This window comes from Pseudomonas sp. NPDC087814 (assembly GCF_044742865.1).
Classification (GTDB): domain Bacteria; phylum Pseudomonadota; class Gammaproteobacteria; order Pseudomonadales; family Pseudomonadaceae; genus Aquipseudomonas.
The window spans coordinates 75655-98458 of sequence record NZ_JBIUVK010000018.1; the positions used below are offsets into that span (position 1 = coordinate 75655).

General features: G+C 61.3%; 21 protein-coding genes and 1 other RNA gene. 13 read left to right on the top strand and 9 right to left on the bottom strand.

What is annotated here, in order from left to right:
- The first annotated feature begins 19 nt into the window (after positions 1-19).
- On the top strand, positions 20-1384 hold the full coding sequence (locus ACIOMR_RS16175) for a DUF1329 domain-containing protein (RefSeq protein ID WP_003216172.1): 1365 nt from the start codon (positions 20-22) through the stop codon (positions 1382-1384).
- 309 nt (positions 1385-1693) lie between these two features.
- Positions 1694-4423, top strand: a complete 2730-nt coding sequence (locus ACIOMR_RS16180; protein ID WP_102369891.1) for a LuxR C-terminal-related transcriptional regulator — start codon at positions 1694-1696, stop codon at positions 4421-4423.
- A gap of 9 nt (positions 4424-4432) precedes the next feature.
- Here ACIOMR_RS16180 and ACIOMR_RS16185 read toward each other — a convergent pair whose 3' ends face one another.
- From ACIOMR_RS16185 to ACIOMR_RS16205, 5 genes are read right to left on the bottom strand one after another with little or no spacing between them, the layout of a single operon-like run.
- Complete coding sequence (locus ACIOMR_RS16185; protein ID WP_003216175.1) at positions 4433-4777, bottom strand: hypothetical protein; 345 nt, start codon at positions 4775-4777, stop codon at positions 4433-4435.
- A gap of 23 nt (positions 4778-4800) precedes the next feature.
- Positions 4801-5355 (bottom strand): membrane integrity-associated transporter subunit PqiC, encoded by a 555-nt coding sequence (locus ACIOMR_RS16190; RefSeq protein ID WP_008434246.1) that lies wholly within the window; start codon positions 5353-5355, stop codon positions 4801-4803.
- Positions 5356-5372: 17 nt separating this feature from the next.
- On the bottom strand, positions 5373-7028 hold the full coding sequence (locus ACIOMR_RS16195) for an intermembrane transport protein PqiB (protein WP_177020460.1): 1656 nt from the start codon (positions 7026-7028) through the stop codon (positions 5373-5375).
- Positions 7009-7653 (bottom strand): paraquat-inducible protein A, encoded by a 645-nt coding sequence (locus ACIOMR_RS16200; protein ID WP_003216181.1) that lies wholly within the window; start codon positions 7651-7653, stop codon positions 7009-7011. The genes ACIOMR_RS16195 and ACIOMR_RS16200 overlap by 20 nt, the downstream gene beginning before the upstream one ends.
- Complete coding sequence (locus ACIOMR_RS16205; protein WP_401195183.1) at positions 7650-8246, bottom strand: paraquat-inducible protein A; 597 nt, start codon at positions 8244-8246, stop codon at positions 7650-7652. Before ACIOMR_RS16205 ends, ACIOMR_RS16200 begins: the two co-directional genes overlap by 4 nt.
- A 179-nt stretch (positions 8247-8425) precedes the next feature.
- Between ACIOMR_RS16205 and ACIOMR_RS16210 the strand changes: the two genes are divergently transcribed.
- The gene (locus ACIOMR_RS16210) at positions 8426-9070 is read left to right on the top strand and encodes an MBL fold metallo-hydrolase (RefSeq protein ID WP_003216184.1); all 645 of its coding nucleotides are present in this window, start codon (positions 8426-8428) and stop codon (positions 9068-9070) included.
- 218 nt (positions 9071-9288) lie between these two features.
- Positions 9289-10059, top strand: coding sequence for an OmpA family protein (locus ACIOMR_RS16215; protein WP_032899265.1), 771 nt, complete (start codon positions 9289-9291; stop codon positions 10057-10059).
- Positions 10060-10126: 67 nt separating this feature from the next.
- Here the strand turns inward: ACIOMR_RS16215 and ACIOMR_RS16220 are convergent, their stop codons facing one another.
- The 4 genes from ACIOMR_RS16220 to ACIOMR_RS16235 form a co-directional block, all read right to left on the bottom strand.
- A complete protein-coding gene (locus tag ACIOMR_RS16220; RefSeq protein WP_003216188.1) occupies positions 10127-10708 on the bottom strand; it encodes a BON domain-containing protein in 582 nt (193 codons plus the stop codon).
- Complete coding sequence (locus ACIOMR_RS16225; protein ID WP_003216190.1) at positions 10705-11298, bottom strand: phosphoheptose isomerase; 594 nt, start codon at positions 11296-11298, stop codon at positions 10705-10707. The genes ACIOMR_RS16220 and ACIOMR_RS16225 overlap by 4 nt, the downstream gene beginning before the upstream one ends.
- 92 nt (positions 11299-11390) lie before the next feature.
- A complete protein-coding gene (locus tag ACIOMR_RS16230) occupies positions 11391-11762 on the bottom strand; it encodes a YraN family protein (RefSeq protein ID WP_003216193.1) in 372 nt (123 codons plus the stop codon).
- Positions 11762-13573 (bottom strand): penicillin-binding protein activator, encoded by a 1812-nt coding sequence (locus ACIOMR_RS16235; RefSeq protein WP_401195188.1) that lies wholly within the window; start codon positions 13571-13573, stop codon positions 11762-11764. Before ACIOMR_RS16235 ends, ACIOMR_RS16230 begins: the two co-directional genes overlap by 1 nt.
- Positions 13574-13749: 176 nt before the next feature.
- On the opposite strand from ACIOMR_RS16235, the gene rsmI reads away from it, so the two are divergent.
- The 9 genes from rsmI to mraY all read left to right on the top strand — a co-directional run bounded on the left by rsmI (position 13750) and on the right by mraY (position 22799).
- Positions 13750-14655 carry a 16S rRNA (cytidine(1402)-2'-O)-methyltransferase gene (gene rsmI / locus ACIOMR_RS16240; protein ID WP_161635740.1) on the top strand — a complete coding sequence of 302 codons (906 nt, stop codon included), beginning with the start codon at positions 13750-13752 and terminating at the stop codon, positions 14653-14655.
- Between the two features lie 95 nt (positions 14656-14750).
- Positions 14751-15104, top strand: an RNA gene (gene rnpB, locus ACIOMR_RS16245) — RNase P RNA component class A.
- Between the two features lie 355 nt (positions 15105-15459).
- The gene (gene mraZ / locus ACIOMR_RS16250; protein WP_003171868.1) at positions 15460-15915 is read left to right on the top strand and encodes a division/cell wall cluster transcriptional repressor MraZ; all 456 of its coding nucleotides are present in this window, start codon (positions 15460-15462) and stop codon (positions 15913-15915) included.
- Entirely contained in the window at positions 15912-16859 is a 948-nt protein-coding gene (rsmH, locus tag ACIOMR_RS16255) for a 16S rRNA (cytosine(1402)-N(4))-methyltransferase RsmH (RefSeq protein WP_003216201.1), read from the top strand. Before mraZ ends, rsmH begins: the two co-directional genes overlap by 4 nt.
- Positions 16856-17149, top strand: a complete 294-nt coding sequence (gene ftsL / locus ACIOMR_RS16260; RefSeq protein ID WP_003216203.1) for a cell division protein FtsL — start codon at positions 16856-16858, stop codon at positions 17147-17149. Before rsmH ends, ftsL begins: the two co-directional genes overlap by 4 nt.
- Complete coding sequence (locus ACIOMR_RS16265; protein ID WP_166742205.1) at positions 17149-18891, top strand: penicillin-binding protein 2; 1743 nt, start codon at positions 17149-17151, stop codon at positions 18889-18891. The genes ftsL and ACIOMR_RS16265 overlap by 1 nt, the downstream gene beginning before the upstream one ends.
- Entirely contained in the window at positions 18891-20354 is a 1464-nt protein-coding gene (locus tag ACIOMR_RS16270) for a UDP-N-acetylmuramoyl-L-alanyl-D-glutamate--2,6-diaminopimelate ligase (RefSeq protein WP_003216207.1), read from the top strand. The genes ACIOMR_RS16265 and ACIOMR_RS16270 overlap by 1 nt, the downstream gene beginning before the upstream one ends.
- Complete coding sequence (gene murF, locus ACIOMR_RS16275) at positions 20347-21717, top strand: UDP-N-acetylmuramoyl-tripeptide--D-alanyl-D-alanine ligase (RefSeq protein ID WP_087692849.1); 1371 nt, start codon at positions 20347-20349, stop codon at positions 21715-21717. The genes ACIOMR_RS16270 and murF overlap by 8 nt, the downstream gene beginning before the upstream one ends.
- Positions 21717-22799: a phospho-N-acetylmuramoyl-pentapeptide-transferase gene (gene mraY, locus ACIOMR_RS16280; protein WP_008434230.1), complete on the top strand. Its 1083-nt coding sequence runs from the start codon at positions 21717-21719 to the stop codon at positions 22797-22799. The genes murF and mraY overlap by 1 nt, the downstream gene beginning before the upstream one ends.
- Positions 22800-22804 lie beyond the last annotated feature (5 nt).

Here is a 22804-nt window from a genome sequence, read left to right on the forward strand (position 1 = left end):
TTTAAGGAAGAACCAGAACATGAAAATAACTAAAAATCTGTTGCAGGTGGGTGTGCTGGGGCTGTCGATCATGGCGGGTAGCGTTATGGCGGCGGTCTCGGCGGATGAAGCCGCCAAGCTCGGCACGACCCTGACCCCGATGGGCGCCGAAATGGCCGGTAACGCGGCCGGCACCATCCCTAAATGGTCGCCGCTGCCAACCAACGCCGGTGCCGTGGATGCCCGTGGCTTCCTCGCCAACCCATACGCCAACGAACAACCGCAATTCACCATCACCGCGCAGAACGTCGAGCAGTACAAGGACAAGCTGGCGCCGGGGCAGTACGCGATGTTCAAGCGCTACCCCGACACCTTCAAGATGCCGGTCTACCCGACCCATCGCGGCGCCACGGTGCCGGCTGATGTGTTCGCCGCCATCAAGAAAAACGCCACCAGCACCAACCTGGTGTCCGGCGGCAACGGCCTGGAAAACTTTGAAACCGCCGTACCGTTCCCGATTCCGAAAAGCGGCGTTGAAGTGATCTGGAACCACATCACCCGCTATCGCGGCGGCAGCGTGACCCGCCTGGTGACCCAGGCCACGCCGCAAACCAACGGCTCGTTCAGCCTGGTGTATTTCCGTGATCAGTTCGTGTTCCGCGACAAGATGAAGGACTACGACCCGAAAAACCCGGGCAACATCCTGTTCTACTTCAAGCAGCAAGTGACTGCGCCGGCACGTCTGGCCGGTGGTGTGCTGCTGGTGCACGAAACCCTCGACCAGGTGAAAGAGCCGCGTTCGGCGTGGGTCTACAACGCCGGCCAGCGTCGTGTGCGCCGGGCACCGCAAGTGTCGTATGACGGCCCGGGTACCGCCGCCGACGGCCTGCGTACCTCCGACAACCTCGACATGTTCAACGGTGCACCGGACCGCTACGACTGGAAACTGGAAGGCAAGAAAGAGCTCTACATCGCCGAAAACAGCTACAAACTCGACGATCCGAAGCTCAAGTATGTCGACATCATCAAGGCCGGCCACATCAACCAGGACCTGGCGCGCTACGAGCTGCGCCGCGTGTGGCATGTGGTTGCAACCCTGAAGGAAGGCCAGCGCCATATCTACGCCAAGCGTGACTTCTTCATTGACGAAGACACTTGGCAAGCCGCGGTCATCGACCACTACGACGGTCGTGGCCAGCTGTGGCGCGTGGCGGAAGCCCATGCCGAGAACTACTACGACAAGCAAGTGCCGTGGTACGCCCTCGAAACCCTCTACGACCTGCAGTCCGGCCGCTACCTGGCACTGGGCATGAAGAACGAAGAGAAACAGGCCTATGACTTCGGTTTCACCGCCACCACCAGCGACTTCACCCCGGCGGCTCTGCGCCAGGATGGTGTTCGCTAACTTGCTGTAAACGAGGCCGCATCCTCGAAGAAGCCCCGACTGGTTCGGGGCTTTTTTTTGCGCGACCACTGTGGCGAGGGAGCTTGCTCCCGCAGGGATGCGTAGCAGCCACAAAAACGGGAGCGCTGCGCACTCCAGCGGGAGCAAGCTCCCTCGCCACAGAGTGTCGGTCGTTACAGAAGAAGTCCGGATATTTTTTGTTGTAGTCTTTTTCAGACAAATGTTGCAAAGATCTACAAAGCTGCCGCTTTTACCGCTAGTCTGCGGACATCTGCAATGCCGACAACAGCCTTCTACAAGAGCCCGGCGATGACTGATCTGTCCCGAATTCAAGGGCCTGCCAGCGCGGTAATTCCGACCCTGGAAGGGCGCTTCTATCGACCCCCACTGCCTGACGGCTACGTGTTGCGACCGCGCCTGTGCGAACGGCTGAGTGAAGGGTTGGCCGGGCGTCTGTTGCTGGTCAGCGCCCCGGCCGGGTTCGGCAAGAGTTCGCTGGCGGTGGAGTTCTGCCAGAGCCTGCCGGCCCACTGGCAAAGCCTGTGGTTGGGGCTAAGTCCCCGGGACAACGACCCGGGACGTTTTCTTGAACGCCTGCTCGACGGCTTGCAGCAATACTTCCCGCAGTTGGGCGCCCAATCCCTGGGCCTGCTGAAAATGCGCCAGCGTCACCAACCCTTCGCCTTTGAAGAATGGCTCGACGGCCTGCTGGATGAACTGACGGTGCACCTGTCGACCCAGGCGCCGCTGTTGCTGGTGCTGGATGACTACCATCTGGCCCAGGGCCCGGTACTCGACCGCTGCCTGCAATTTTTCCTCAATCACCTGCCCGACGGCCTGCTGGTGCTGGTCACCAGCCGCCAGCGTCCCGACTGGCACCTGGCCCGCCTGCGCCTGTCCCGGCATTTGCTGGAACTGCACGAGCAGGACCTGCGCCTGACTCACGGCGAATCCCTGGCGCTGCTGGATCGCCACAGCAGTTCATTGCGTGGTGAAGCCCTGGATAACCTGATCCGGCGCAGCGAAGGCTGGGTGGCCGGCCTGCGTTTCTGGCTGCTGGCGGCTTCCGAGGCCGGCAGCGAAGGTACGCTGCCCCAGGGTTTGCACGGCGGGGAAGGGCTGATCCGCGATTACCTGCTCGAAGAAGTCATCGACTGCCTGCCCTCGGAAGTCCAGGCGTTCCTCTACGACACCGCGTCCCAGGAGCGCTTTTGCAGCGAGCTGTGCGACGCCGTGCGCGAGGCCCACGACAGCACGGAAATCCTGCGCTACCTGCAAGCCCACCAGGTATTCCTGGTGCCGCTGGACGAGCAGGGCCATTGGTACCGTTATCACCATCTGTTTTCCGACCTGCTGCGCACCCGGCGCGCGAGCAATGCCGTGTTGCCGGCAGCCAGTCTGCACCTGCGGGCCTGCCGCTGGTTCAATGCCCAGGGCTTGATCGACGAGGCAGTGGAGCAGGCGCTGCGTGCGGGTCACCTGGATGTGGCGGCAAACCTGGTGCAGAACCTGTCCGAAGAGCAACTGCTGGCGGAGCAGAATGTCGGCATGCTGCTGCGCTGGAAAATGGACTTGCCCGACAGTTTGCTGATGAGTACGCCACGCCTGATCGTGCTCTACAGCTGGGCGTTGGGCCTGGCCTGCCAGCTGGATGCGGCGCAGGAACTGGCCAGCCACCTCAGCCGTTTTTTACCGGCCCCGTCGGCCACCGCGCAAAAGTCGATGCTGGCGCAATGGCTGGCCCTCAGCGGGATTATTGCCCGGGGCCGTGGTGATCGTGAGCTGACCCAGTCGTATTGCAGCGAGGCCCTGGAAAGCCTGCCGCACAAACGCTATGGCCAGCGGTTGATGTGCCTGTCGACCCTGTCCAACCTGGCCATTGTCGACGCCGACCTGTGGCGCGCCCGCGGCCTGAACCGCGAATCCCTGGAGTTGGCGCAGCGGGTCGGCAATCCATTGTTTGAAGCGCTGGCCCATTACGACCGAGCCCGTGTACTGCAGGCCCGTGGCGAGATCCTGCGGTCGCTGGATGAGGTGCGCCAGGGCCTGCAACGTTTGCAAGGCCTGGCGCCGCAACGCCTTTACGCAGTGCGCGCGCGCCTGGCGTTGTACGAAGGCTATTTGCTGCTGATGCGCTGCCAGCCTGAAGCCGGGCTCGCTCGGCTGCGTGCCGGGTTGACGGAGGCGCGAGCCTGTCGGGATATCAGCGTGTTGATCGGCCACTGTGTGATCGCCAGCTTCGAAGGTCGCCGTGGCGACTTCTCCGTGGCCTTTGCCGAACTGGCCGAGGCCGAGCGCCTGATGCATATCTGGGACGTGCCGCCGATTTTCTATCTGGCGATGATCACCCTGGTCAAATGCGAGCTATGGCTGGCTCAGGGGCGCACCGACCTGGCCGATGCCTGGCTGACGCGGCTGGGGCAAACCTACAACGGTGAACAGGCCGCTGCCGCACCGGAGTTCCACCCGCACCTGCCGCAACATATCGAGTTGCAACAGGCGGCACTCGACGCCATCCGTCATCAGCCGGCGGCTTCACTGCAACGGCTCGATGAACTCGCACGCCAGGCCCATAACAGCGGCCGGCAGATGATCAGCCTGATGGCGCTGACCCAGCAGGCACTGTTACTGCTGGACGGTGGCCAGGAAGCCCAGGCCCGCCCGGTGTTTGCCCGCGCACTCGAAGCGGCTGCCGGTGGCGCGATGCAACCTTTCCAGCGCCTGTTGGAACGCTATCCCGAGTGGACGCGGGAGCAGCTGTCTCGGGATCCCCATGGACTGATGAACCAGGGCCTGCTGGCACTCTTGCCGGATGTTGCAGTAGTTGAAACCCCACACACACTGGAGACCCTGAGCACCCGTGAACTGGCGGTGCTGCACCTGATCGCACAGGGTTGTTCAAACCAGGAGATCAGCAATCAGCTGTTTATCTCCCTGCACACCGTGAAAACCCACGCCAGCCATATCAACAGCAAGCTCGGGGTGGAGCGGCGCACACAAGCGGTGGCGCGGGCGCAGGAGATGGGATTGCTGGGGTAGAAACCTGGATCAATGGGATCGAAAGCCCCAGACGATTTCCACCACGCGGGCTGCCACCAGCACATAGATCAGGATAAGCAGCAGCTGAAGGACCAGGTGATAACGCAGCTTGGCGAGCCGGCGGATGCCATCGCTCACATTCAGCACCATCAGCAAGCTTGAAACGACGATCAAGCCCCACCCGGCCACGCTTGACGCCAGGATGCCGAGGAACAGCTCATGTTTCCCGGCCAGTGCGTTGGTGCCCGCAGCAAACAACAGCGCGCATACCAGCAGGTTCTTCACATTGTCGAAGACCTGGGTGCTGAAGTCATTCTCCAGCAGTTGCTGATACCACTTCCAGAATGTGCGCATGGCTCGATCCCCTGGATCAATGTTTACCGCACGGCGGGGCACTCACTCGATGACTTGTCGGCGGCCTGGCTGAGCAGTGCGGCAAACCGCTTGACGTTGTTTTGCTGCGCGATCACCAGGTCATCAATGGTCGGGCCGGATGGCGACTGCACCACCGTGCGACACGTCAGCGGCGTGCGTTCGTCCGTGCCCGTCTGGCGAAGCCGCCATTTGACGTCGAGCAGGGCGTACTGCCCGGGGATCGAGTCAAAGCGCTGGACCTCAATGCGCACCGCCAGGTTTTTCCGGCTGCTGGCGAGTTGATCCACCAGCGCGCTGCGCAACTCATCCACCAGGCTGGCAGCCCACCATTGCGTCTCGAGAATGGCCACGCCGCTGTCACCCTGGCGGATGACAATCTGTGGCCGGTCGACCTGTGGCGGGACCGTGATGCTTTCAATCCGGATCTCGCCCCCCGCGGCCAATGACGCATTGCTGCGCTGCACCGGCGTCAGGGTATGAAATTGAATGGGCTCACTGCGGCACGCCGTCAGCAGCAGCAACCCGGTGAGCAGCGTGATCTTCAGCGGCAAAGCCATGGTGGTTGCTCCTGTGGTCATTTGCGCGGTGGCCCTTGCAGGTCGGAGGGCGCGGCGTTGTCGGGGCGACCGCGAATCAGCGATTCGGGATGGCGTGCCAGGTAGTCCGACAGCTCTCGCAGGGAGCGCGACATGCGGCTCAGTTCGTCCAGGGTCTGGGTCAACTGTTCCCGTTGCGGCGAATCCTCGGCCAGGGTCGAACTGGCGGATTGCAGGGTTTTACTCACGTCGGCCAGCGTGTTTTGCACCCCCGGCAGTGTCTTGGCGTTGAACTGGCCGAGACCCTTGCGCAGTTCCACCAGGCTGCCGTCGAGGTTGCCGGCAATTCGCTCGATCGGCAGCTGGTTGATCTTGTTGACGATGCCTTCGAGTTTTTCCTGCAGTTGTTCCAGGTTGCCGGGGATGGTCGGAATACTGACGGGGCGCAGGTTCGGGTCAAACACGACTTTGTCGGCCTTGGGGAAGAAGTCCAGGGCGATATACAGCTGGCCAGTGAGCAGGTTGCCGCTGCGGGCCTGGGCGCGCAGGCCGTGTTCGATGAAGCTGCCCATCAGGCGCACACCGCCGGCTTCGTCGTTGGGGTCATGCTTCAAGACCGTGAGCATTTTGGTGTTGGCTTCGCCGAGGCGCTGCGGGTAGATCACGATGCCGACGTTGACCGGGAAGCTGCGTTTTTTCTCGTCGAAATCCAGGTTGATCGACACCACTTTGCCGAATTCGATACCCAGGAACTCCACTGGCGCACCCACCGTAAGCCCGCGCAAGGCCTGGTCGAACCGCAGGTTCAGGTATTGCGCCTTGCCATTGGGCGGGGCCAGCGCGGTTTGCTGGTCGGCGAACAGTTCGTAGGAGTGTTCTTCGTCGGCCGGCTTGTCGTTGGGGCTGTAGGGCGGGGCGAGGAAGGCGATGCCGCCCACCAGCATGGACGACAAGGATTCGGTTTTCAGCGCAAACCCGTTGGCGCCGACACTCACATCAATCCCGCTGGCGTTCCAGAACCGGGTGTTCTCGGTGACGTAGGCGTCATTGGGTGCATGCACGAACACGTCGATGTTCACGCCCTTGCCGTCAGCGTCCAGGGCATAGGCCACCACCTGGCCAACGGGAATCTTGCGGTAGTACACGGGGGAGCCGATATCCAGCGAACCCAGATCCTGGGTGTGCAGCGTGAAGCGCTTGCCCGGTTCGCCATAGGTAATGGGCGGCGGGTTTTCCAGGCCGGTGAACCGGTTGGCGCGGGTATCGGACTGGCCGATATCGGCGCCGATGTAATCCCCGGAGAGCAGCGTGTCGATACCGGAAACGCCACCGGCGCCGATACGTGGGCGCACCACCCAGAACTGCGAGTCTTCACGGGTGAAGCTTTCAGCCTGCTTGGACAGTTTGATCGTGGCGTTGACGCTTTTCTGATCGTCGCTCAACTCCACGTCAGTCACCTGGCCGATCACCACGTTGCGGTATTTCACGTCGGTCTTGTTGGCGGTCAGGCCGCTGCCGGTCTTGAAGGTAATGGTAATGCTCGGCCCTTGCTGAAGGATGCTGTGCACCACCAGCGAAATGCCCACCAGCACCGCGACAATCGGCACGATCCACACCAGCGAGACGCTGAAGCGCCGCGTCTTGATCGCAGGCGAGCCCGCAGGCTGCGGTTTGTCAGTGGTTTGCGACGCCATCCGGCATCTCCTCGTTGTGTGGGTTTTCCCAGATCAGGCGCGGGTCGAAACTCATTGCCGAGAGCATGGTGAAAACCACCACCAGGCCAAAGAACAGAATGCCCAGGCGTGGCTCGATGGTGCCCAGGGCCTGGAACCGCACCAGGGCGGCCACCAAGGCCACCACGATCACATCCAGCATCGACCAGTAGCCAATCACTTCGACGAAGCGAAACAGCTTCGAGCGCTCCTTGCGCGCCCACTGGTTATTGCGCTGCACGGTGACCAGCAGCAACGTCAATGCGACGAACTTGATACCCGGCACCGCGATGCTGGCGATGAAAATGATCAGGGCGATGTCCCAGGCGCCGTGCTGCCAGAACTCCAGCACGCCGCTCATGATGGTGCTGTCGGCGCCCGAGCCGAGCATCGAGGTGTTCATCACCGGCAGTAAGTTGGCGGGCACGTAAAACGCCAGCGCCGTCAGCATATAGGCCCAGGTACGGGTCAGCGAATGGACCTTGCGCCGGTGCAGCGGCGCGCCGCAACGCTCGCATTCGTCGGGCGCGGTGCTGACGTCGCAAGCCTGGCCGCAGCTGTGGCACAGGCACAGGTTCAGCTCGCTGGCGGTCGGTGGACGGCTCATAAAATGTCCCACAGGTCGCGAATATCACGCCCGGCAATGCGGATCAGCAACAGGCTGAGGGCGGCCAGGGCAAACAGGCCGGTGCCGGGCAATACATCCAGCATGCCGGCGAGTTTGAACACCGCCACCATGGCGCCCAGCAGGCAGACTTCGAGCATGCTCCAGGGCCGAAGCGCTTCGAGCCAGCGCATGCACAGCTTGAACGCCGGCGAGCGTTTGCCCTTCATCGCAAAGCCCAGCACCCAGATCAACAGCAGCAACTGGAACACCGGCGCGATGATGATGGAAATCGCCGCCACCAGCGCGATGAAGGTGATCGGGCCCTGGGCCAGTGCGACCACCGAATCCCATAACGTGGCGCTGCTTTTCAGGCCTTGCAGGCTGATGCTCATCACCGGGTAGAAGTTGGCGAAAATCCACAGCACGGTGGCGGTCAGGGTCAGGGCCAGGCGTTGTTCCACCGACAGCCCGTTATAACGCTGGAGTACGCCTGCGCAGCGGGTGCAAAGGGTCTTCTGATGCTTGGCGAGCGCGACTTTTTCGTACACGCAATCGCAGTGTTCGCAGATGATCAATGGGCTGAGGGTCGCCATAAGTCCCACTCCATGCGCTATACGTTGCGCGTTGTATGACTGGCGCCAGAGTAGCTTAGCAGTTGCCGGGTTTGACAGCCGTGCGCTCGCGAGCGCTTTCGGATCGGGTGCAGGGTCGAACATACTGTGCGCCAGAATGCAGTACAAAAGAGTGTGCCTTTGAATTTGCAGGAATACCCATGAATATTCAGTCTCCCGCGCTGATCCGCGAAACGTTCCCGGTAGGCCCGTTGCAGTGCAACTGCACGATCATCGGCGACCCTGTCACCAAAAAAGCCATCGTCGTCGACCCGGGCGGCAACCATGAGCTGATCCTGGCGCGCCTCGATGCGCTGGGCCTGAAAGTGGTCAGCATTATTCACACCCACGCCCATCTTGATCACTTCCTGGCCTCCGGGCAGTTGAAGGAAAAAACCGGCGCTACCCTGCACTTGCACAAGGAAGACCAGTTTCTGTGGGACAACCTGGAAATGCAGTGCCAGATGTTCCGCGTGCCTTACACGCCAGTGCCGTCGCCGGATCGTTGGCTGGAGGATGAAGAAGAGCTGGCCTGTGGTTGCGGGGTTGCCTTGCATACACCTGGACACACACCCGGCTCGATGAGTTTCTGGTTCGCCGATGCGAAGTTGCTGATTGCCGGCGACACCCTGTTTCGGCGGGGCGTGGGCCGTACGGATTTGTGGGGCGGTGACCAGGCGACCATCGTGCGCTCGATCAAGCAACGGCTCTACACCCTGGATGAGGCGGCGGTGGTGGTGACAGGGCACGGTCCGGACACGCGCCTGGGAGATGAAATGCGTGAGAATCCGTTTGTCCGCGCGTGAAGCACAATGTGGGTAGTTTTTCGGATACCAAGTGGCAACTATCAGACGAAACATATAGAGAAAATGACAATCACCGTTCAGGAAGTCTCTGCTAGGGTTTGAGTGTGGCCGGGCTTGTGTGGAGATGGAATTTTTACCGTTTGTCGTGTTCCAAGCTCGGCACAGGTCCAATGCCAATGTCCTCTGCATCACCGAATGCAAAAGTAGGAGCTTCCTTCATGTTCACTTCTCGTCGTCTGCTTGTTGTTGCTACTGCCGTAGCCCTGTTGTCGGGCTGCGCTTCACCTAATCCTTATGACGGCAGCCAGGCACAGGGTGGTGGCTCTTCCGGTGTGAGCAACACCGCCAAGTATGGTGGCCTGGGCGCCCTGGCCGGTGCGTTGGCGGGTGCAGCCATCGACCACAACAACCGCGGCAAGGGTGCGCTGATCGGCGCTGCCGTCGCCGGTATCGGTGGTGCGGGCTACGGCTACTACGCCGACCAGCAGGAAAAGAAACTGCGCGCCAGCATGGCCAACACCGGTGTCGAAGTGCAGCGCCAGGGCGACCAGATCAAGCTGATCATGCCGGGTAACATCACCTTCGCCACCAACTCGGATGCGATCTCCAGCAGCTTCTACACGCCGCTGAACAACCTGGCGAACTCGCTGAAGCAGTTCAACCAGAACACCATCCAGATCGTTGGCTACACCGACAGCACCGGCAGCCGTCAGCTCAACATGGACCTGTCCCAGCGTCGTGCGCAGAGCGTGGCCAATTACCTGACCTCCCAAGGTGTCAGCCCGACCAACCTGAGTGCCCGCGGTGCCGGCCCGGATAACCCGATCGCCAGCAACGCCGATGTCAATGGCCGTGCCCAGAACCGTCGTGTGGAGGTCAACCTGGGCCCGATCCCGGGCCAGCAGTACGGTCAGCCTGCCGCCCAGCAGCAACAGGCGCCGCAGCAGAACAACCAGTTCCAGGGCAACCCGTACCAGCAGTACCAGTAACCTGTAGTCAATAAAAAGGGCGCCGTGCAATCCATGCACGGCGCCCTTTTTTGTGGCTGACGATAAATCAGTCGATGTATTCGAACAGCTTCACGATCTTCTGTACGCCGGACACACTTTGTACCAGGTTGGCGGCGCGGGTGGCTTCTGCCTGGGTCAGCAGGCCCATCATGTAGACGATGCCGTTGTCGGTGACGATCTTGATCCGAGAGCCGGGAATGGCGCTGTCGGTCAGCATCTGCGTCTTGATCTTGGTGGTCAGCAGGGCGTCGTTGCTGATTGCCAGCAGGGTGATCGGGTCCATCACCTGCAGTTCGTTGTGAACCTTCTTGACCCGCTGCACAGTGGCGGCAGCTTGTTCAGCCTGGGCCTTCAAGTCGGCGCGCGGGGTTTGGCCGGTGAGCAGCACCACGCCGTTGAAGCTGACGACCACGATGCGCGATGCGCCGTTGCCCAGGTCTGGAGCGGCCTTGGACACGTTGACGGAAACCTTGGTCTCGATCAGTGAGTCATCGATTTTGCTGCCGAAAGTGCGGGTGCCTTTATCGTCCTGGATGGGCGTGTCGCGGCTCGCTTCGATTACCGAGCTGCAGCCGCTGATGCCTAGGCACAGCGTGATTGCCAATAGGCTAAGGCGTTTAACGGTCATTCTTCACTCCCGAACAGTTGGCTGTCGATCAGATCGCACAGGCAGTGGATCGCCAGCAGGTGGACTTCCTGGATACGTGCGGTGACATTGGCCGGGACGCGGATTTCCACGTCTTCGGGCAACAGCAGCGAGGCCATGCCGCCGCCGTCGCGTCCGGTCAATGCTACGACAATCATTTCACGATCATGTGCGGCCTGGATCGCTTGAATAATATTCGCCGAGTTACCGCTGGTGGAGATCGCCAGCAGGACGTCCCCCGGCTGGCCAAGGGCGCGAATCTGTTTGGAGAAGATTTCGTTGTAGCTGTAGTCGTTGGCGATCGAGGTGATCGTCGAGGTGTCGGTGGTCAGGGCGATGGCCGGCAGGCTCGGGCGCTCACGCTCGAAGCGGTTGAGCAGCTCGGAGGAGAAATGCTGGGCATCGCCGGCCGAACCGCCGTTGCCGCACGAAAGCATTTTGCCTTCGTTGAGCAAGGCGTTGACCATGACCTGACTGGCTTGCTCGATGTGCGGTGCAAGTACGTCCATCGCCTGTTGCTTGGTATCGATACTGGCCTGGAAAAGCTGGCGAATTCGGGATTGCATGTCCATCTGTGTGACCTTAAGTAGCGCGGCTGTTTGGCACAGGAATGTGCAGCCCGCAAAGCAAAGAGCAAAAGTGTGCGGTGTAGATGTCCGGCGAATCAGCTGTCAAAGGCATCTTGCAGCCAGTTCAGATCGGCTGTTCCCCGGGGAGTGCTTTCTATGGCAACCACATCGAAACGGCAGGGATGATCGGCCCAGCGACGCTCCTTGAGCAGGAAAAACTGCGCGGCGAGTATCAACTTCTGGCGCTTGCGCCCGTCGATACTGGCGAGCGCGCCACCCCATTGTGCGTGTTTTCTGTAGCGGACTTCGACAAATACTACTGTATCGCCGTCAAGCATGACCAGATCAAGCTCGCCGCGTTTGCATAACCAGTTCTGCGCCAGGAGGCGCAGACCTTGTCGTTGCAGGTACTCGAGAGCTTGAAGTTCGGCGTCCTTGCCGCTTTGTGCGCTTGACCGCTCGGGCATCAGCGCGGGGTATCAGGCAGGCGCTGGATCTCGCCACCGACGAACTTCGCCCATGGCATCTGGCGGTCGACACGCTGGCTGGCGCTGACGCCCAGGTTGCCCGACAGGCCGTCGACACGAGTGTCCGGCAGTGCCTTGAGCTGCCCCAGGCGCGGCGCCAGGCGGTAGGCATCCACACCCATCGCATAAAGACGGCCAAGGCTGCCGTTGGCTTGTGGCCATTGGGCAGCGACCTGGTTGCGCAGCGGGTCGGTGGTGTTCAGCAGCCAAGGGGTTTCGCAGAACATCACGTTGGTCATGTCCAGGTACTGGTTCTTGTCGCCACTGGCGCTGAACACGTGGGACGTCGCATACACCGGCACGTCGCCAGCGTATTGGAAGTTCAGGGTCGGCTTGATCTGCTGGGCCAGTTGCGGAGTCACGGCCAGGAAGATGAACTCGATGTCCTGGCGGCGCGATGGCTGGGCGGAAACGTCCGAACCTACCGTGCTTTGCAGGCTCTTGGCGCGGCCTTCGCTCTTGCGCAGCTGGAACAGGTCGGCAATCTGCTGGGCCAGGGCTACCGGCTGGTCAACGTACTCGACGCCCACCACGGTGCCGCCATTGGCTTCCCAATCCTGACGGAATGCCTTGTAGACGCGCTCGCCCCATTCGCCTTTCGGCACCATGGCGGCGGCGCGGTGCAGGCCATCGGCGCGAGCACGACGGGACACTTCACGTGCTTCGTCTTCAGCGGCCAGGCCAAACTGGAACAGTTGCGCCGGGTTCTGGTCGGCTTCGCTGTAGTTCAGGGCCAGGGTGGTGATCGGCAATTGCGGGCGTGCGCTGAGTTGCTTGACCAGCGGTTTCTCCAACGGGCCGACCACCAGTTGCACGCCGGAGGCCTGGGCCTTGGCGTAGAAGTCGTCGATGGAGGTCAGGCGCGAGCTGTCGTAGAACTCGATCACCGGCGGCTTCTGCCCGGCTTGTTCAGCCTGGTAGTGCGCGGCCATGAAGCCTTCGCGCAGCGCCTTGGCAACGCCGGCCAGCGGACCTTCCTGCGGTAGCAGCAGGGCGATCTTGTTCAGCGGCTGGCTGGCCAGTTCCTTGAGCTTGGTCAGCGGCTGCGGCAATTGCGAAGCTGCCGGGTGGCCAGGGTTCTGGGCGCGCCAGGTGTCGATGGCCGCCTGCTGTTGCTCCAGAGTGCCGGCGCCCTTGACTGCCTGGGCCAGGCTGATCCAGCCGTCCAGCGTCGGGTTGCCGCTGGCTTGCAGCTGATCGGCAGGCAAGGCGGCAATCAGTGTCCAGATGGCTTCGTGGTTACTGTTGTAGGCATCGCCCGTCAGCAGCGGGGCCATGGCGACGCGCTCGCGGGCGGCGGCCAGGGTCTGGCCGTCGGCCTCATAGGCACGGGCATGCACGGTGCCCGTGCGGATCTGCTGTTCAGGCGGCAGTTCCTTGAGGCTTTGCAGGCTCGGGTGATTCAAGGCCGTCAACGCTGCCTTGGGCTGGTTGCGGGCCATCGCCAGTTCAGCCGACAGGGTGCTAGCAAATACCTGCGCCGCCGGTTTCAGGACGTCCAGTGGCACCTGGGCAAGAATCTGCGCCGAGCGTCCCGGATTGTTTTGGTGGAACGCCAGGTCAGCCGCACTCAAGCGCAACAGCGCGGCTTTTTCCGGAGTCTTGGCCGAAGTCGCCTGTTCGAGCAGTTGCTCGATGCTGGCATCCGGAGTCCGGGGGAGGTCGCCAAGGCTGGACGAGGGCGAGCTGGCGCAAGCCGCCAACAGGGCAGCGAGGCAGAGGGCAGAGAACAGCCGCAGGCAAGCGATCATGTAAGTGTTCCTGATACCGATCAAATTAGCGTGGAATTGTACCCAAGCACTGGCCGGGGCGCGATGTTACTGGCGTGAAACCGTCTATTTAGGTCGTGTAAATGTTGCAGGACCCAATAGGCGGCTGAAATCGAACCCGCCCCGAGGGCATATATTCAAGGCGTCTACGCGCTACAATGTGGCTTTTGCCAACCATCGAGGTGTGCGTTTTGACTGCTCCAGGTCCTTTGAATTCCACTGCAGGCTCGCTTTTTGTCGTGGCGACGCCCATTGGCAACCTGGACGACATCAGTGCGCGTGCGCTGAAAGTGTTGCGCGACGTAAAACTGATCGCGGCTGAAGACACTCGGCACTCCCAGCGGTTGATGCAGCATTTCGGTATTCCGACCCCCTTGGCCGCCTGTCACGAACACAACGAGCGTGAAGAAGGCAGTCGTTTTATCACTCGTTTGTTGGCGGGTGATGACGTGGCGTTGATCTCGGATGCGGGTACGCCGCTGATTTCCGACCCTGGCTATCATCTGGTTCGCCAGGCGCGGGCGGCTGGTATCAATGTAGTGCCTGTTCCGGGAGCGTGCGCGCTGATTGCTGCATTGTCTGCTGCCGGCTTGCCGTCGGACCGGTTTATCTTCGAAGGCTTCCTGCCCGCCAAGGCCGTCGGGCGCCGGGCGCGCCTGGAACTGGTAAAGGAAGAGCCACGCACGCTGATCTTCTACGAAGCCCCGCACCGCATCCTTGAGTGCCTGCAAGATATGGAGCTGGTGTTCGGCGGCGATCGCCTGGCACTGCTGGCGCGAGAAATCACCAAGACCTTCGAAACCCTCAAGGGCTTGCCGCTGCAGGAACTGCGCGAATTTGTCGAGGGCGACAGCAATCAGCAGCGCGGCGAGTGCGTGGTGCTGGTAGCCGGCTGGTCGGCGCCGGAAAGCGAAGATGCCGTGGGCAGCGAGGCAATGCGCATTCTTGACCTGCTGCTCAAGGAGATGCCATTGAAGCGCGCCGCTGCATTGGCCGCGGAAATAACCGGCGTACGCAAGAACGTCCTGTATCAAGTGGCGCTGGATAAACAAAAGGGCGAATAGTTCCGGGTTCTAACCTGCACTCCGTCTGAACATGATGGCATTAGTGTCTTTTAATACTTGTTCTAACGCCGCCGTGCCGTTAACCTGCGCGGCGGAGAGTCGATTGGACAGTCGCTGCCTTCTATGAAAATTAGAGGGGGGAGGAAAGTCCGGGCTCCATAGGGCGAAGTGCCAGGTAATGCCTGGGAGGCGTGAGCCTACGGAAAGTGCCACAGAAAATAACCGCCTAAGTACTTCGGTACCGGTAAGGGTGAAAAGGTGCGGTAAGAGCGCACCGCACGACTGGCAACAGTTCGTGGCTAGGTAAACCCCACTTGGAGCAAGACCAAATAGGGTCCCAAGGCGTGGCCCGCGCTGGGACCGGGTAGGTTGCTAAAGATGTCCAGTGATGGCCATCGTAGACGAATGACTGTTCAAGACAGAACCCGGCTTACAGATCGACTCTCCACCTTTTTTCCTTCTGTCCGAATCTCGGGCAGGAACCTGGTAGTAACGCGAGAATCCCTCCCTGCTGAATCGTCAGCAGATGCGTCTTCGTAATACCGAAAAAATCTTACTCTTAATAAATTACTTTAACTTTAAGCCTTAGCTCTTTGAGCTATTTGGTGTTGTTGAGTCAAAATCGCCGTCAAACTCTCGTTTCTCCTCCCTTTACCTTCCTAAATCTCCGTTCTGTAAGGCTTTTCCTTGAATCCGCGCCTTGACGGTGTGGTGGGCGCATTCCTATAGTGTGCGCAAGTGGCGGAAAGTGGCACAAAGTGGGTTTTTTGAACGTAAAACGCTAAAATTTGGAGAAACGCATCTGTGTTTCGCGGAGCTAACGCTATCAGTCTCGATGCAAAAGGCCGTCTCGCCATGCCGAGCCGGTATCGTGACGAGCTCATTTCGCGAAGTTCCGGGCAATTAATCATCACCATCGATGCCGTTGATCCCTGTTTATGTGTGTACCCGCTCGATGAGTGGGAGCTGATTGAAACCAAGTTGCGTGCACTGCCTTCACTGCGTGAAGAGAACCGCCGCCTGCAACGCTTGCTGATTGGTAATGCCGTCGACCTCGAACTCGATGGCAGTGGTCGTTTCCTGGTTCCACCGCGTCTGCGCGAATACGCCAAATTGGACAAGCGCGCGATGCTGGTAGGCCAACTGAACAAGTTCCAATTGTGGGACGAAGATGCCTGGGATGCTGTTTCTGCAGCTGACCTGGCTGCTATTCAACAACCGGGCGCCATGCCTGATGAACTGCGTGATTTGATCCTGTGACTATTGATAGCGGCTTTAACCACATCACCGTACTGCTTGACGAAGCCGTTGAGGCTCTCGCCGTACGCGCGGATGGCTGCTATTTGGATGGCACCTTCGGCAGGGGCGGGCACAGTCGGCTGATCCTCAGCCAGCTGGGTCCGGACGGTAAGCTCCTCGGGTTCGACAAAGACCCTCAAGCGATTGCCACCGGGCAAGCGCTAGCGGCCGAAGACGGCCGCTTTGTCGTTGTGCAGCGCAGCTTTGCCGAGCTCGGTGCAGAAGTCGCCGAACGTGGCATGGCGGGCAAGGTGGCCGGGGTTCTGCTGGACCTGGGCGTGTCTTCCCCGCAGCTGGACGACCCTGAGCGCGGCTTCAGTTTCATGAACGACGGCCCGCTGGACATGCGCATGGACCCAAGCCGTGGCATCAGCGCCGCGCAGTTCATCGCTACCGCTCCCCACGAAGAAATCACCCGCGTGTTCAAGGAATACGGCGAAGAGCGCTTCGCTGGCCGCATGGCGCGTGCCGTGGTCGAACGCCGGGAAATCCAGCCGTTCGAGCGCACGGCCGACCTGGCTGAAGTGCTGAAAGTCGCCAACCCTGCATGGGAAAAGGGCAAGAACCCGGCAACCCGTGCGTTCCAGGGTCTGCGTATTCACGTCAACAACGAATTGGGTGACTTGGAAGCCGGCCTCGAAGCCGCCCTGGAAGCCCTGGAAGTGGGCGGTCGCCTGGTGGTGATCAGCTTCCACTCCCTGGAAGACCGCATCGTCAAATTGTTCATGCGTCGCCTGGTCAAGGGCGAGTCCGACAACCTGCCGCGCAACCTGCCGGTGCGTTACGAAGCTTTTGTGCCGAAAATCAAAATCCATGGCAAAGCGCAGTTCGCTTCCGAAGCCGAACTCAAGGCCAACCCACGTGCCCGTAGCGCTGTCATGCGCGTTGCGGAGAAGTTGCGGTGAGCAAGCTTTTCGCCAAGCCCCTCCCGGGCGGCAGCTTCTTTATGTTGCTGCTATTTGTTGGCGTGCTGGTGTCCGCGATTGCGGTGTCCTACAGCGCCCATTACAACCGCCAACTGCTCAATACCCTGTACGGGGAGTTGAGCGTGCGCGACAAGGCGCAGGCGGAGTGGGGCCGGTTGATCCTCGAGCAAAGTACCTGGACGGCCCACAGCCGCATCGAAGTGCTGGCCACTGAACAACTGAAGATGCACATCCCGGGCGCTGCAGAAGTTCGCATGGTGGCGCCATGATGAAACTCGAGGGCGCACTCTACCCGTGGCGTTTCCGCGTAGTGCTGGGGTTGCTGGCACTGATGGTGGGCGCGATTGCCTGGCGGATTATCGACCTGCAAGTGGTGGACCGTGACTTCCTGATCGGCCAGGGCGATGCCCGTAGCCTGCGGCATATCCCGATTCCTGCACACCGCGGCCTGATCACCGACCGTAACGGCGAGCCCCTGGCCGTCAGTACCCCGGTGACCACCCTGTGGGCCAATGCCAAGGAAATGCAGACCGCCAAGGACAAATGGCCGGAACTGGCTGCCGCCCTGGGCCAGGACCCGAAAGCCCTGAGCGAACGCCTCGAAGCCCAGGCCAATAAAGAATTCATCTACCTGGTTCGCGGGCTCACCCCCGAACAAGGCCAGCAAGTACTCGACCTTAAAGTCCCCGGTGTCTACGGCATCGAGGAATTTCGGCGTTTCTACCCGGCCGGCGAAACCACCGCCCATATGGTGGGTTTCACCGACATTGATGATCACGGTCGCGAAGGCGTGGAACTCGCCTACGACGAATGGCTGGCCGGGGTTCCCGGCAAACGACAGGTCATCAAGGATCGGCGCGGCAGACTGATCAAGGATGTCCAGGTCACCAAAAACGCCAAGGCCGGTAAGCCCTTGGCGTTGTCGATTGACCTGCGCCTGCAATACCTGGCCAACCGTGAGCTGCGTAACGCGATCATCGAGAACGGTGCGAAAGCCGGCAGCCTGGTGATCATGGACGTGAAGACCGGCGAGATTCTCGCCATGGTCAACCAGCCGACCTACAACCCGAATAACCGTCGCAACCTGCAGCCGGCGATGATGCGCAACCGCGCCATGATCGACGTGTTCGAGCCGGGTTCGACCATGAAAGCCATTTCCATGAGTGCCGCCCTGGAAACCGGGCGCTGGAAACCGGCCGACAAGGTCGAGGTTTACCCGGGCACATTGCAGCTGGGCAAATACACCATTCGTGACGTGTCGCGCACCGAAGGTCCGGTGCTGGATTTGACAGGTATCCTGATCAACTCCAGTAACGTGGGCATGAGTAAGGTCGCCTTCGATATCGGCGGCGAAGCCATCTACCACCTCGCGCAGAAAGTCGGCCTGGGGCAACCCACCGGCCTGGACTTCCCGGGCGAACGTGTGGGCAACCTGCCGAACTACCGTGACTGGAAAAAAGCCGAGACCGCCACGCTTTCCTACGGTTATGGCCTGTCGGTAACAGCCATCCAACTGGCCCACGCCTTCTCGGTGCTGGCCAACAACGGCCGCATGGTGCCGCTGAGCCTGATCCACCTGGACGAGGCGCCGCCTGCGACCCAGGTGATCCCGGAAAACGTCGCCAAGACCATGCAAGGCATGCTGCAACAAGTGATCGAAGCACCACGTGGCGTGTTCCGTGCCCAGGTGCCGGCGTATCACGTGGCAGGCAAGTCCGGTACCGCGCGTAAAACCGCCGTGGGTACCAAGGGCTACGCCGAAAACTCCTACCGCTCGCTGTTCGCAGGCTTCGGCCCGATGAGCGATCCGCGCTACGCCATCGTCGTGGTGATCGATGAGCCGAGCAAAGCCGGTTACTTCGGTGGCCTGGTATCGGCGCCGGTGTTCAGCAAGGTGATGTCCGGGACGTTGCGCCTGATGAACATCACGCCGGACAACCTGCCGGCTACCCAACAAGCGAACGCCGGCCCGCCGGCCGCTGCTGTAAAAGCCAATGGAGGGCGCGGCTGATGTCTCTGAGCCTGAACAAGATTTTTGCCCACGCCGGCCGCGATCTGCTGATTCGCGAGTTGACCCTGGACAGCCGTAATGTGCGTGCCGGCGACCTGTTCCTGGCAGTGCCGGGTGGCAAGTTCGACGGCCGTGACCATATCGCCGACGCGCTGCAACGCGGCGCTGCGGCAGTAGCCTATGAAGTGGAAGGCGCCACCGTGCTGCCGATCACCGACGTGCCTTTGATTCCGGTCAAGGGCCTGGCTGCGCAGTTGTCGGACATCGCCGGGCGCTTTTATGGCGACCCGAGCCGCACCCTGAACCTGGTGGGCGTGACCGGTACCAACGGCAAGACCAGCGTGACCCAATTGGTTGCCCAGGCGCTTGACCTGCTGGGTCAGCATTGCGGCATCGTCGGCACCCTGGGCACCGGTTTCTACGGCGCGCTGCAAAGCGGGCTGCACACCACGCCTAACCCGATTGCCGTGCAAGCGACCCTGGCCGACCTGAAAAAGGCCGGTGCCAAGGCGGTTGCCATGGAAGTCTCGTCCCACGGTCTGGACCAGGGGCGCGTGACTGCCCTGGCGTTCGACGTGGCGGTGATGACCAACCTGTCCCGCGATCACCTGGATTACCACGGGACCATGGAGGCCTACGCCGCCACCAAGGCCCGGCTGTTTGCCTGGAATGACCTGAAGTGCCGGGTGGTCAACCTGGACGACGAATTCGGTCGCCAACTGGCCGCCGCCCAAGGCGACGGTCGCCTGATCAGCTACAGCCTGGAAGACTCCAGCGCCTACCTGTATTGCCGTGAAGCCACCTTTGATGACGAAGGCGTGCGCGCCACGCTGGTTACGCCACAGGGCGAGCACCATTTGCGCAGCACCTTGCTCGGGCGTTTCAACCTGAGCAACGTATTGGCCGCCGTCGGTGCCTTGCTTGGCCTGGATTACGCCCTCGACGAAATCCTGCGGGTGTTGCCGAAGCTGGAAGGCCCGGCCGGTCGCATGCAACGCCTCGGCGGCGGCACCCAGCCGCTGGTGGTGGTCGATTACGCCCACACGCCGGACGCCCTGGAAAAAATCCTGCAGGCCCTGCGTCCCCACGCCAAGGGCAAGTTGCTGTGCCTGTTCGGCTGTGGCGGTGACCGCGATCGCGGCAAGCGCCCGTTGATGGCGGAAATCGTCGAGCGACTGGCCGACGGTGTGCTCGTCACTGACGACAACCCGCGCAGCGAAGACCCAAGCCAGATTTTCGATGACATTCGTGTCGGCTTTAAAGATGCGTCCAAGGCGACGTTCGTTGCCGGTCGCGGTGCAGCCATCGCCCAATTGATCGCCGGCGCAAGTGCTGACGACGTGGTGGTGCTGGCCGGTAAAGGTCACGAGGACTATCAGGAAATCAACGGCGAACGCCACGCCTTCTCCGATCTGGTCGAGGCTGATCACGCCCTGACCGCGTGGGAGGTGGCCCATGCTTAAGCCGCTTAAATTCAGCGAACTGACCCAGGCCTTGTCGGCCCGCGTGCTGTCGGCTGATTGCAGCTTTGATGGCGTCAGCATCGACAGCCGGACGATCAAGCCCGGGCAACTGTTTGTCGCCTTGGCCGGCCCGAGCTTCGATGGCCATGACTACCTGAATGACGTCGCTGCCAAAGGCGCTGTCGGCGCTCTGGTGCAGCGCGAAGTCGCTGACTCTACGCTGCCACAATTGCTGGTCGCCGACACGCGCCTGGCCCTCGGCCAACTGGGGGCGCTGAACCGTGCCGCCTTCACCAAGCCTGTTGCGGCGATCACCGGTTCCAGCGGCAAGACCACGGTCAAGGAACTGCTGGCCGGCATCCTGCGCACGCGCGGCCCGGTCCTGGCGACCCGTGGCAACCTGAACAATGACTTCGGCGCTCCGCTGACCCTGCTCGAACTGGCCCCGGAACACACGGCGGCCGTCATTGAGCTGGGTGCTTCGCGCATCGGCGAAATCGCCTACACCGTGGCCATGACCAAGCCTCATGTCGCGGTGATCAGCAACGCCGGTACTGCCCACGTCGGCGAGTTTGGCGGCCCTGAAAAGATCGTCGAAGCCAAGGGCGAAATCATCGAAGGCCTCGACGCATCCGGCACTGCCGTGCTGAACCTCGATGACAAGGCCTTCGAAACCTGGCGTGTACGTGCCGCCGGTCGCAAGGTGTTGAGCTTCGCGGTGCACAACGCCGCTGCCGATTTCCATGCCTCGAATATCAAGGCCGACGCCCGTGGCTGCCCGTCCTTCACCCTGCATACCCCGCAAGGTGACGAGCACGTACAACTGAACCTGCTGGGCAACCACAACGTCGCCAATGCCCTGGCTGCCGCCGCCGCCGCCCACGTGCTGGGCGTGTCGTTGTTTGGCATCGCCACCGGCCTTGGCGCCGTGCAACCGGTCAAGGGCCGCACCGTCGCGCAACTGGCCAGCAACGGCATGCGCGTGATTGATGACACCTACAACGCCAACCAGTCCTCGATCTGTGCCGCCATCGACCTGCTGACCAGCTTCGACGGTCGCAAGGTGCTGGTGCTGGGGGATATCGCCGAGCTGGGCGAGTGGGCCGAACAGTCTCACCGTGAAGTCGGCGCGTACGCAACTGGCAAGGTCGATGCCCTGTACGCCGTTGGCCCGAACATGCTGCACGCCGTGGACACCTTCGGGCCGGGCGCCAGGCATTTCGCCAGCCAGGCCGAACTGATCCAGGCACTGAGTGCGGCTGAACAAGACAAACACACCACTATTTTGATCAAGGGATCGCGCAGCGCGGTGATGGAAAACGTCGTCGCGGCCTTGTGTGGCTCAAGTACGGAGAAACATTAATGCTGCTGCTGCTGGCTGAGTATCTGCAACAGTTCCACAAAGGCTTCGCGGTCTTTCAGTACCTGACCCTGCGCGGGATCCTGGGTGTGCTGACCGCGCTGTCGTTGTCGCTGTTCCTCGGGCCATGGATGATCCGTACCCTGCAAAACCTGCAAATCGGCCAGTCCGTGCGCAACGACGGCCCGCAGTCGCACCTGTCCAAGTCCGGCACCCCGACCATGGGCGGTGCGTTGATCCTGTCGTCCATCGGCATCAGTACGCTGCTGTGGGCTGACCTGCATAACCGTTATGTCTGGACCGTGCTGCTGGTGACCCTGCTGTTCGGCGCCATCGGTTGGGTAGATGACTACCGCAAGGTGATCGAGAAGAACTCCAAGGGGCTGCCTAGCCGCTGGAAGTATTTCTGGCAGTCGGTGTTCGGCCTCGGCGCGGCGATCTTCCTGTTCATGACTGCGCCAAGCGCGGTGGAAACCACCCTGATCATCCCGATGCTCAAGGACGCCAGCATTCCACTGGGCGTCGGCTTCGTGGTGCTGACCTACTTCGTGATCGTCGGCTCCAGCAACGCGGTCAACCTGACGGACGGCCTCGACGGCCTGGCGATCATGCCGACGGTGATGGTGGGCGGTGCCCTCGGCATCTTCTGCTACCTGTCGGGTAACGTGAAATTCGCTGAATACCTGCTGATCCCGTATGTACCGGGCGCAGGCGAACTGATTGTGTTCTGCGGCGCGTTGATCGGTGCGGGCCTGGGCTTCCTGTGGTTCAACACCTACCCCGCACAAGTCTTCATGGGCGACGTTGGCGCACTGGCGCTGGGCGCGGCCCTGGGCACCATCGCGGTGATCGTCCGCCAGGAAATCGTCCTGTTCATCATGGGCGGTGTGTTCGTGATGGAAACCCTGTCGGTGGTGATCCAGGTTGCCTCCTTCAAATTGACCGGGCGCCGAGTATTCCGCATGGCGCCGATTCACCACCACTTTGAACTCAAGGGCTGGCCTGAGCCGCGGGTGATTGTCCGTTTCTGGATTATCACCGTGATTCTGGTTCTGTTCGGCCTTGCCACCCTGAAACTGAGGTAGAAACG

Coding starts and splice junctions, on each gene's coding strand:
- ACIOMR_RS16210 (WP_003216184.1), top strand. CDS start 8,426: ATGAATATTCAGTCTCCCGCGCTGATCCGCGAAACGTTCCCGGTAGGC.
- ACIOMR_RS16175 (WP_003216172.1), top strand. CDS start 20: ATGAAAATAACTAAAAATCTGTTGCAGGTGGGTGTGCTGGGGCTGTCG.
- ACIOMR_RS16205 (WP_401195183.1), bottom strand. CDS start 8,246: ATGGCGACCCTCAGCCCATTGATCATCTGCGAACACTGCGATTGCGTG.
- murF (WP_087692849.1), top strand. CDS start 20,347: ATGCTTAAGCCGCTTAAATTCAGCGAACTGACCCAGGCCTTGTCGGCC.
- ACIOMR_RS16215 (WP_032899265.1), top strand. CDS start 9,289: ATGTTCACTTCTCGTCGTCTGCTTGTTGTTGCTACTGCCGTAGCCCTG.
- ACIOMR_RS16200 (WP_003216181.1), bottom strand. CDS start 7,653: ATGAGCCGTCCACCGACCGCCAGCGAGCTGAACCTGTGCCTGTGCCAC.
- ACIOMR_RS16270 (WP_003216207.1), top strand. CDS start 18,891: ATGTCTCTGAGCCTGAACAAGATTTTTGCCCACGCCGGCCGCGATCTG.
- ACIOMR_RS16195 (WP_177020460.1), bottom strand. CDS start 7,028: ATGGCGTCGCAAACCACTGACAAACCGCAGCCTGCGGGCTCGCCTGCG.
- rsmI (WP_161635740.1), top strand. CDS start 13,750: ATGTGGCTTTTGCCAACCATCGAGGTGTGCGTTTTGACTGCTCCAGGT.
- ACIOMR_RS16190 (WP_008434246.1), bottom strand. CDS start 5,355: ATGGCTTTGCCGCTGAAGATCACGCTGCTCACCGGGTTGCTGCTGCTG.
- ACIOMR_RS16235 (WP_401195188.1), bottom strand. CDS start 13,573: ATGATCGCTTGCCTGCGGCTGTTCTCTGCCCTCTGCCTCGCTGCCCTG.
- ACIOMR_RS16180 (WP_102369891.1), top strand. CDS start 1,694: ATGACTGATCTGTCCCGAATTCAAGGGCCTGCCAGCGCGGTAATTCCG.
- ACIOMR_RS16185 (WP_003216175.1), bottom strand. CDS start 4,777: ATGCGCACATTCTGGAAGTGGTATCAGCAACTGCTGGAGAATGACTTC.
- ACIOMR_RS16220 (WP_003216188.1), bottom strand. CDS start 10,708: ATGACCGTTAAACGCCTTAGCCTATTGGCAATCACGCTGTGCCTAGGC.
- ACIOMR_RS16230 (WP_003216193.1), bottom strand. CDS start 11,762: ATGCCCGAGCGGTCAAGCGCACAAAGCGGCAAGGACGCCGAACTTCAA.
- mraY (WP_008434230.1), top strand. CDS start 21,717: ATGCTGCTGCTGCTGGCTGAGTATCTGCAACAGTTCCACAAAGGCTTC.
- ACIOMR_RS16265 (WP_166742205.1), top strand. CDS start 17,149: ATGAAACTCGAGGGCGCACTCTACCCGTGGCGTTTCCGCGTAGTGCTG.
- ACIOMR_RS16225 (WP_003216190.1), bottom strand. CDS start 11,298: ATGGACATGCAATCCCGAATTCGCCAGCTTTTCCAGGCCAGTATCGAT.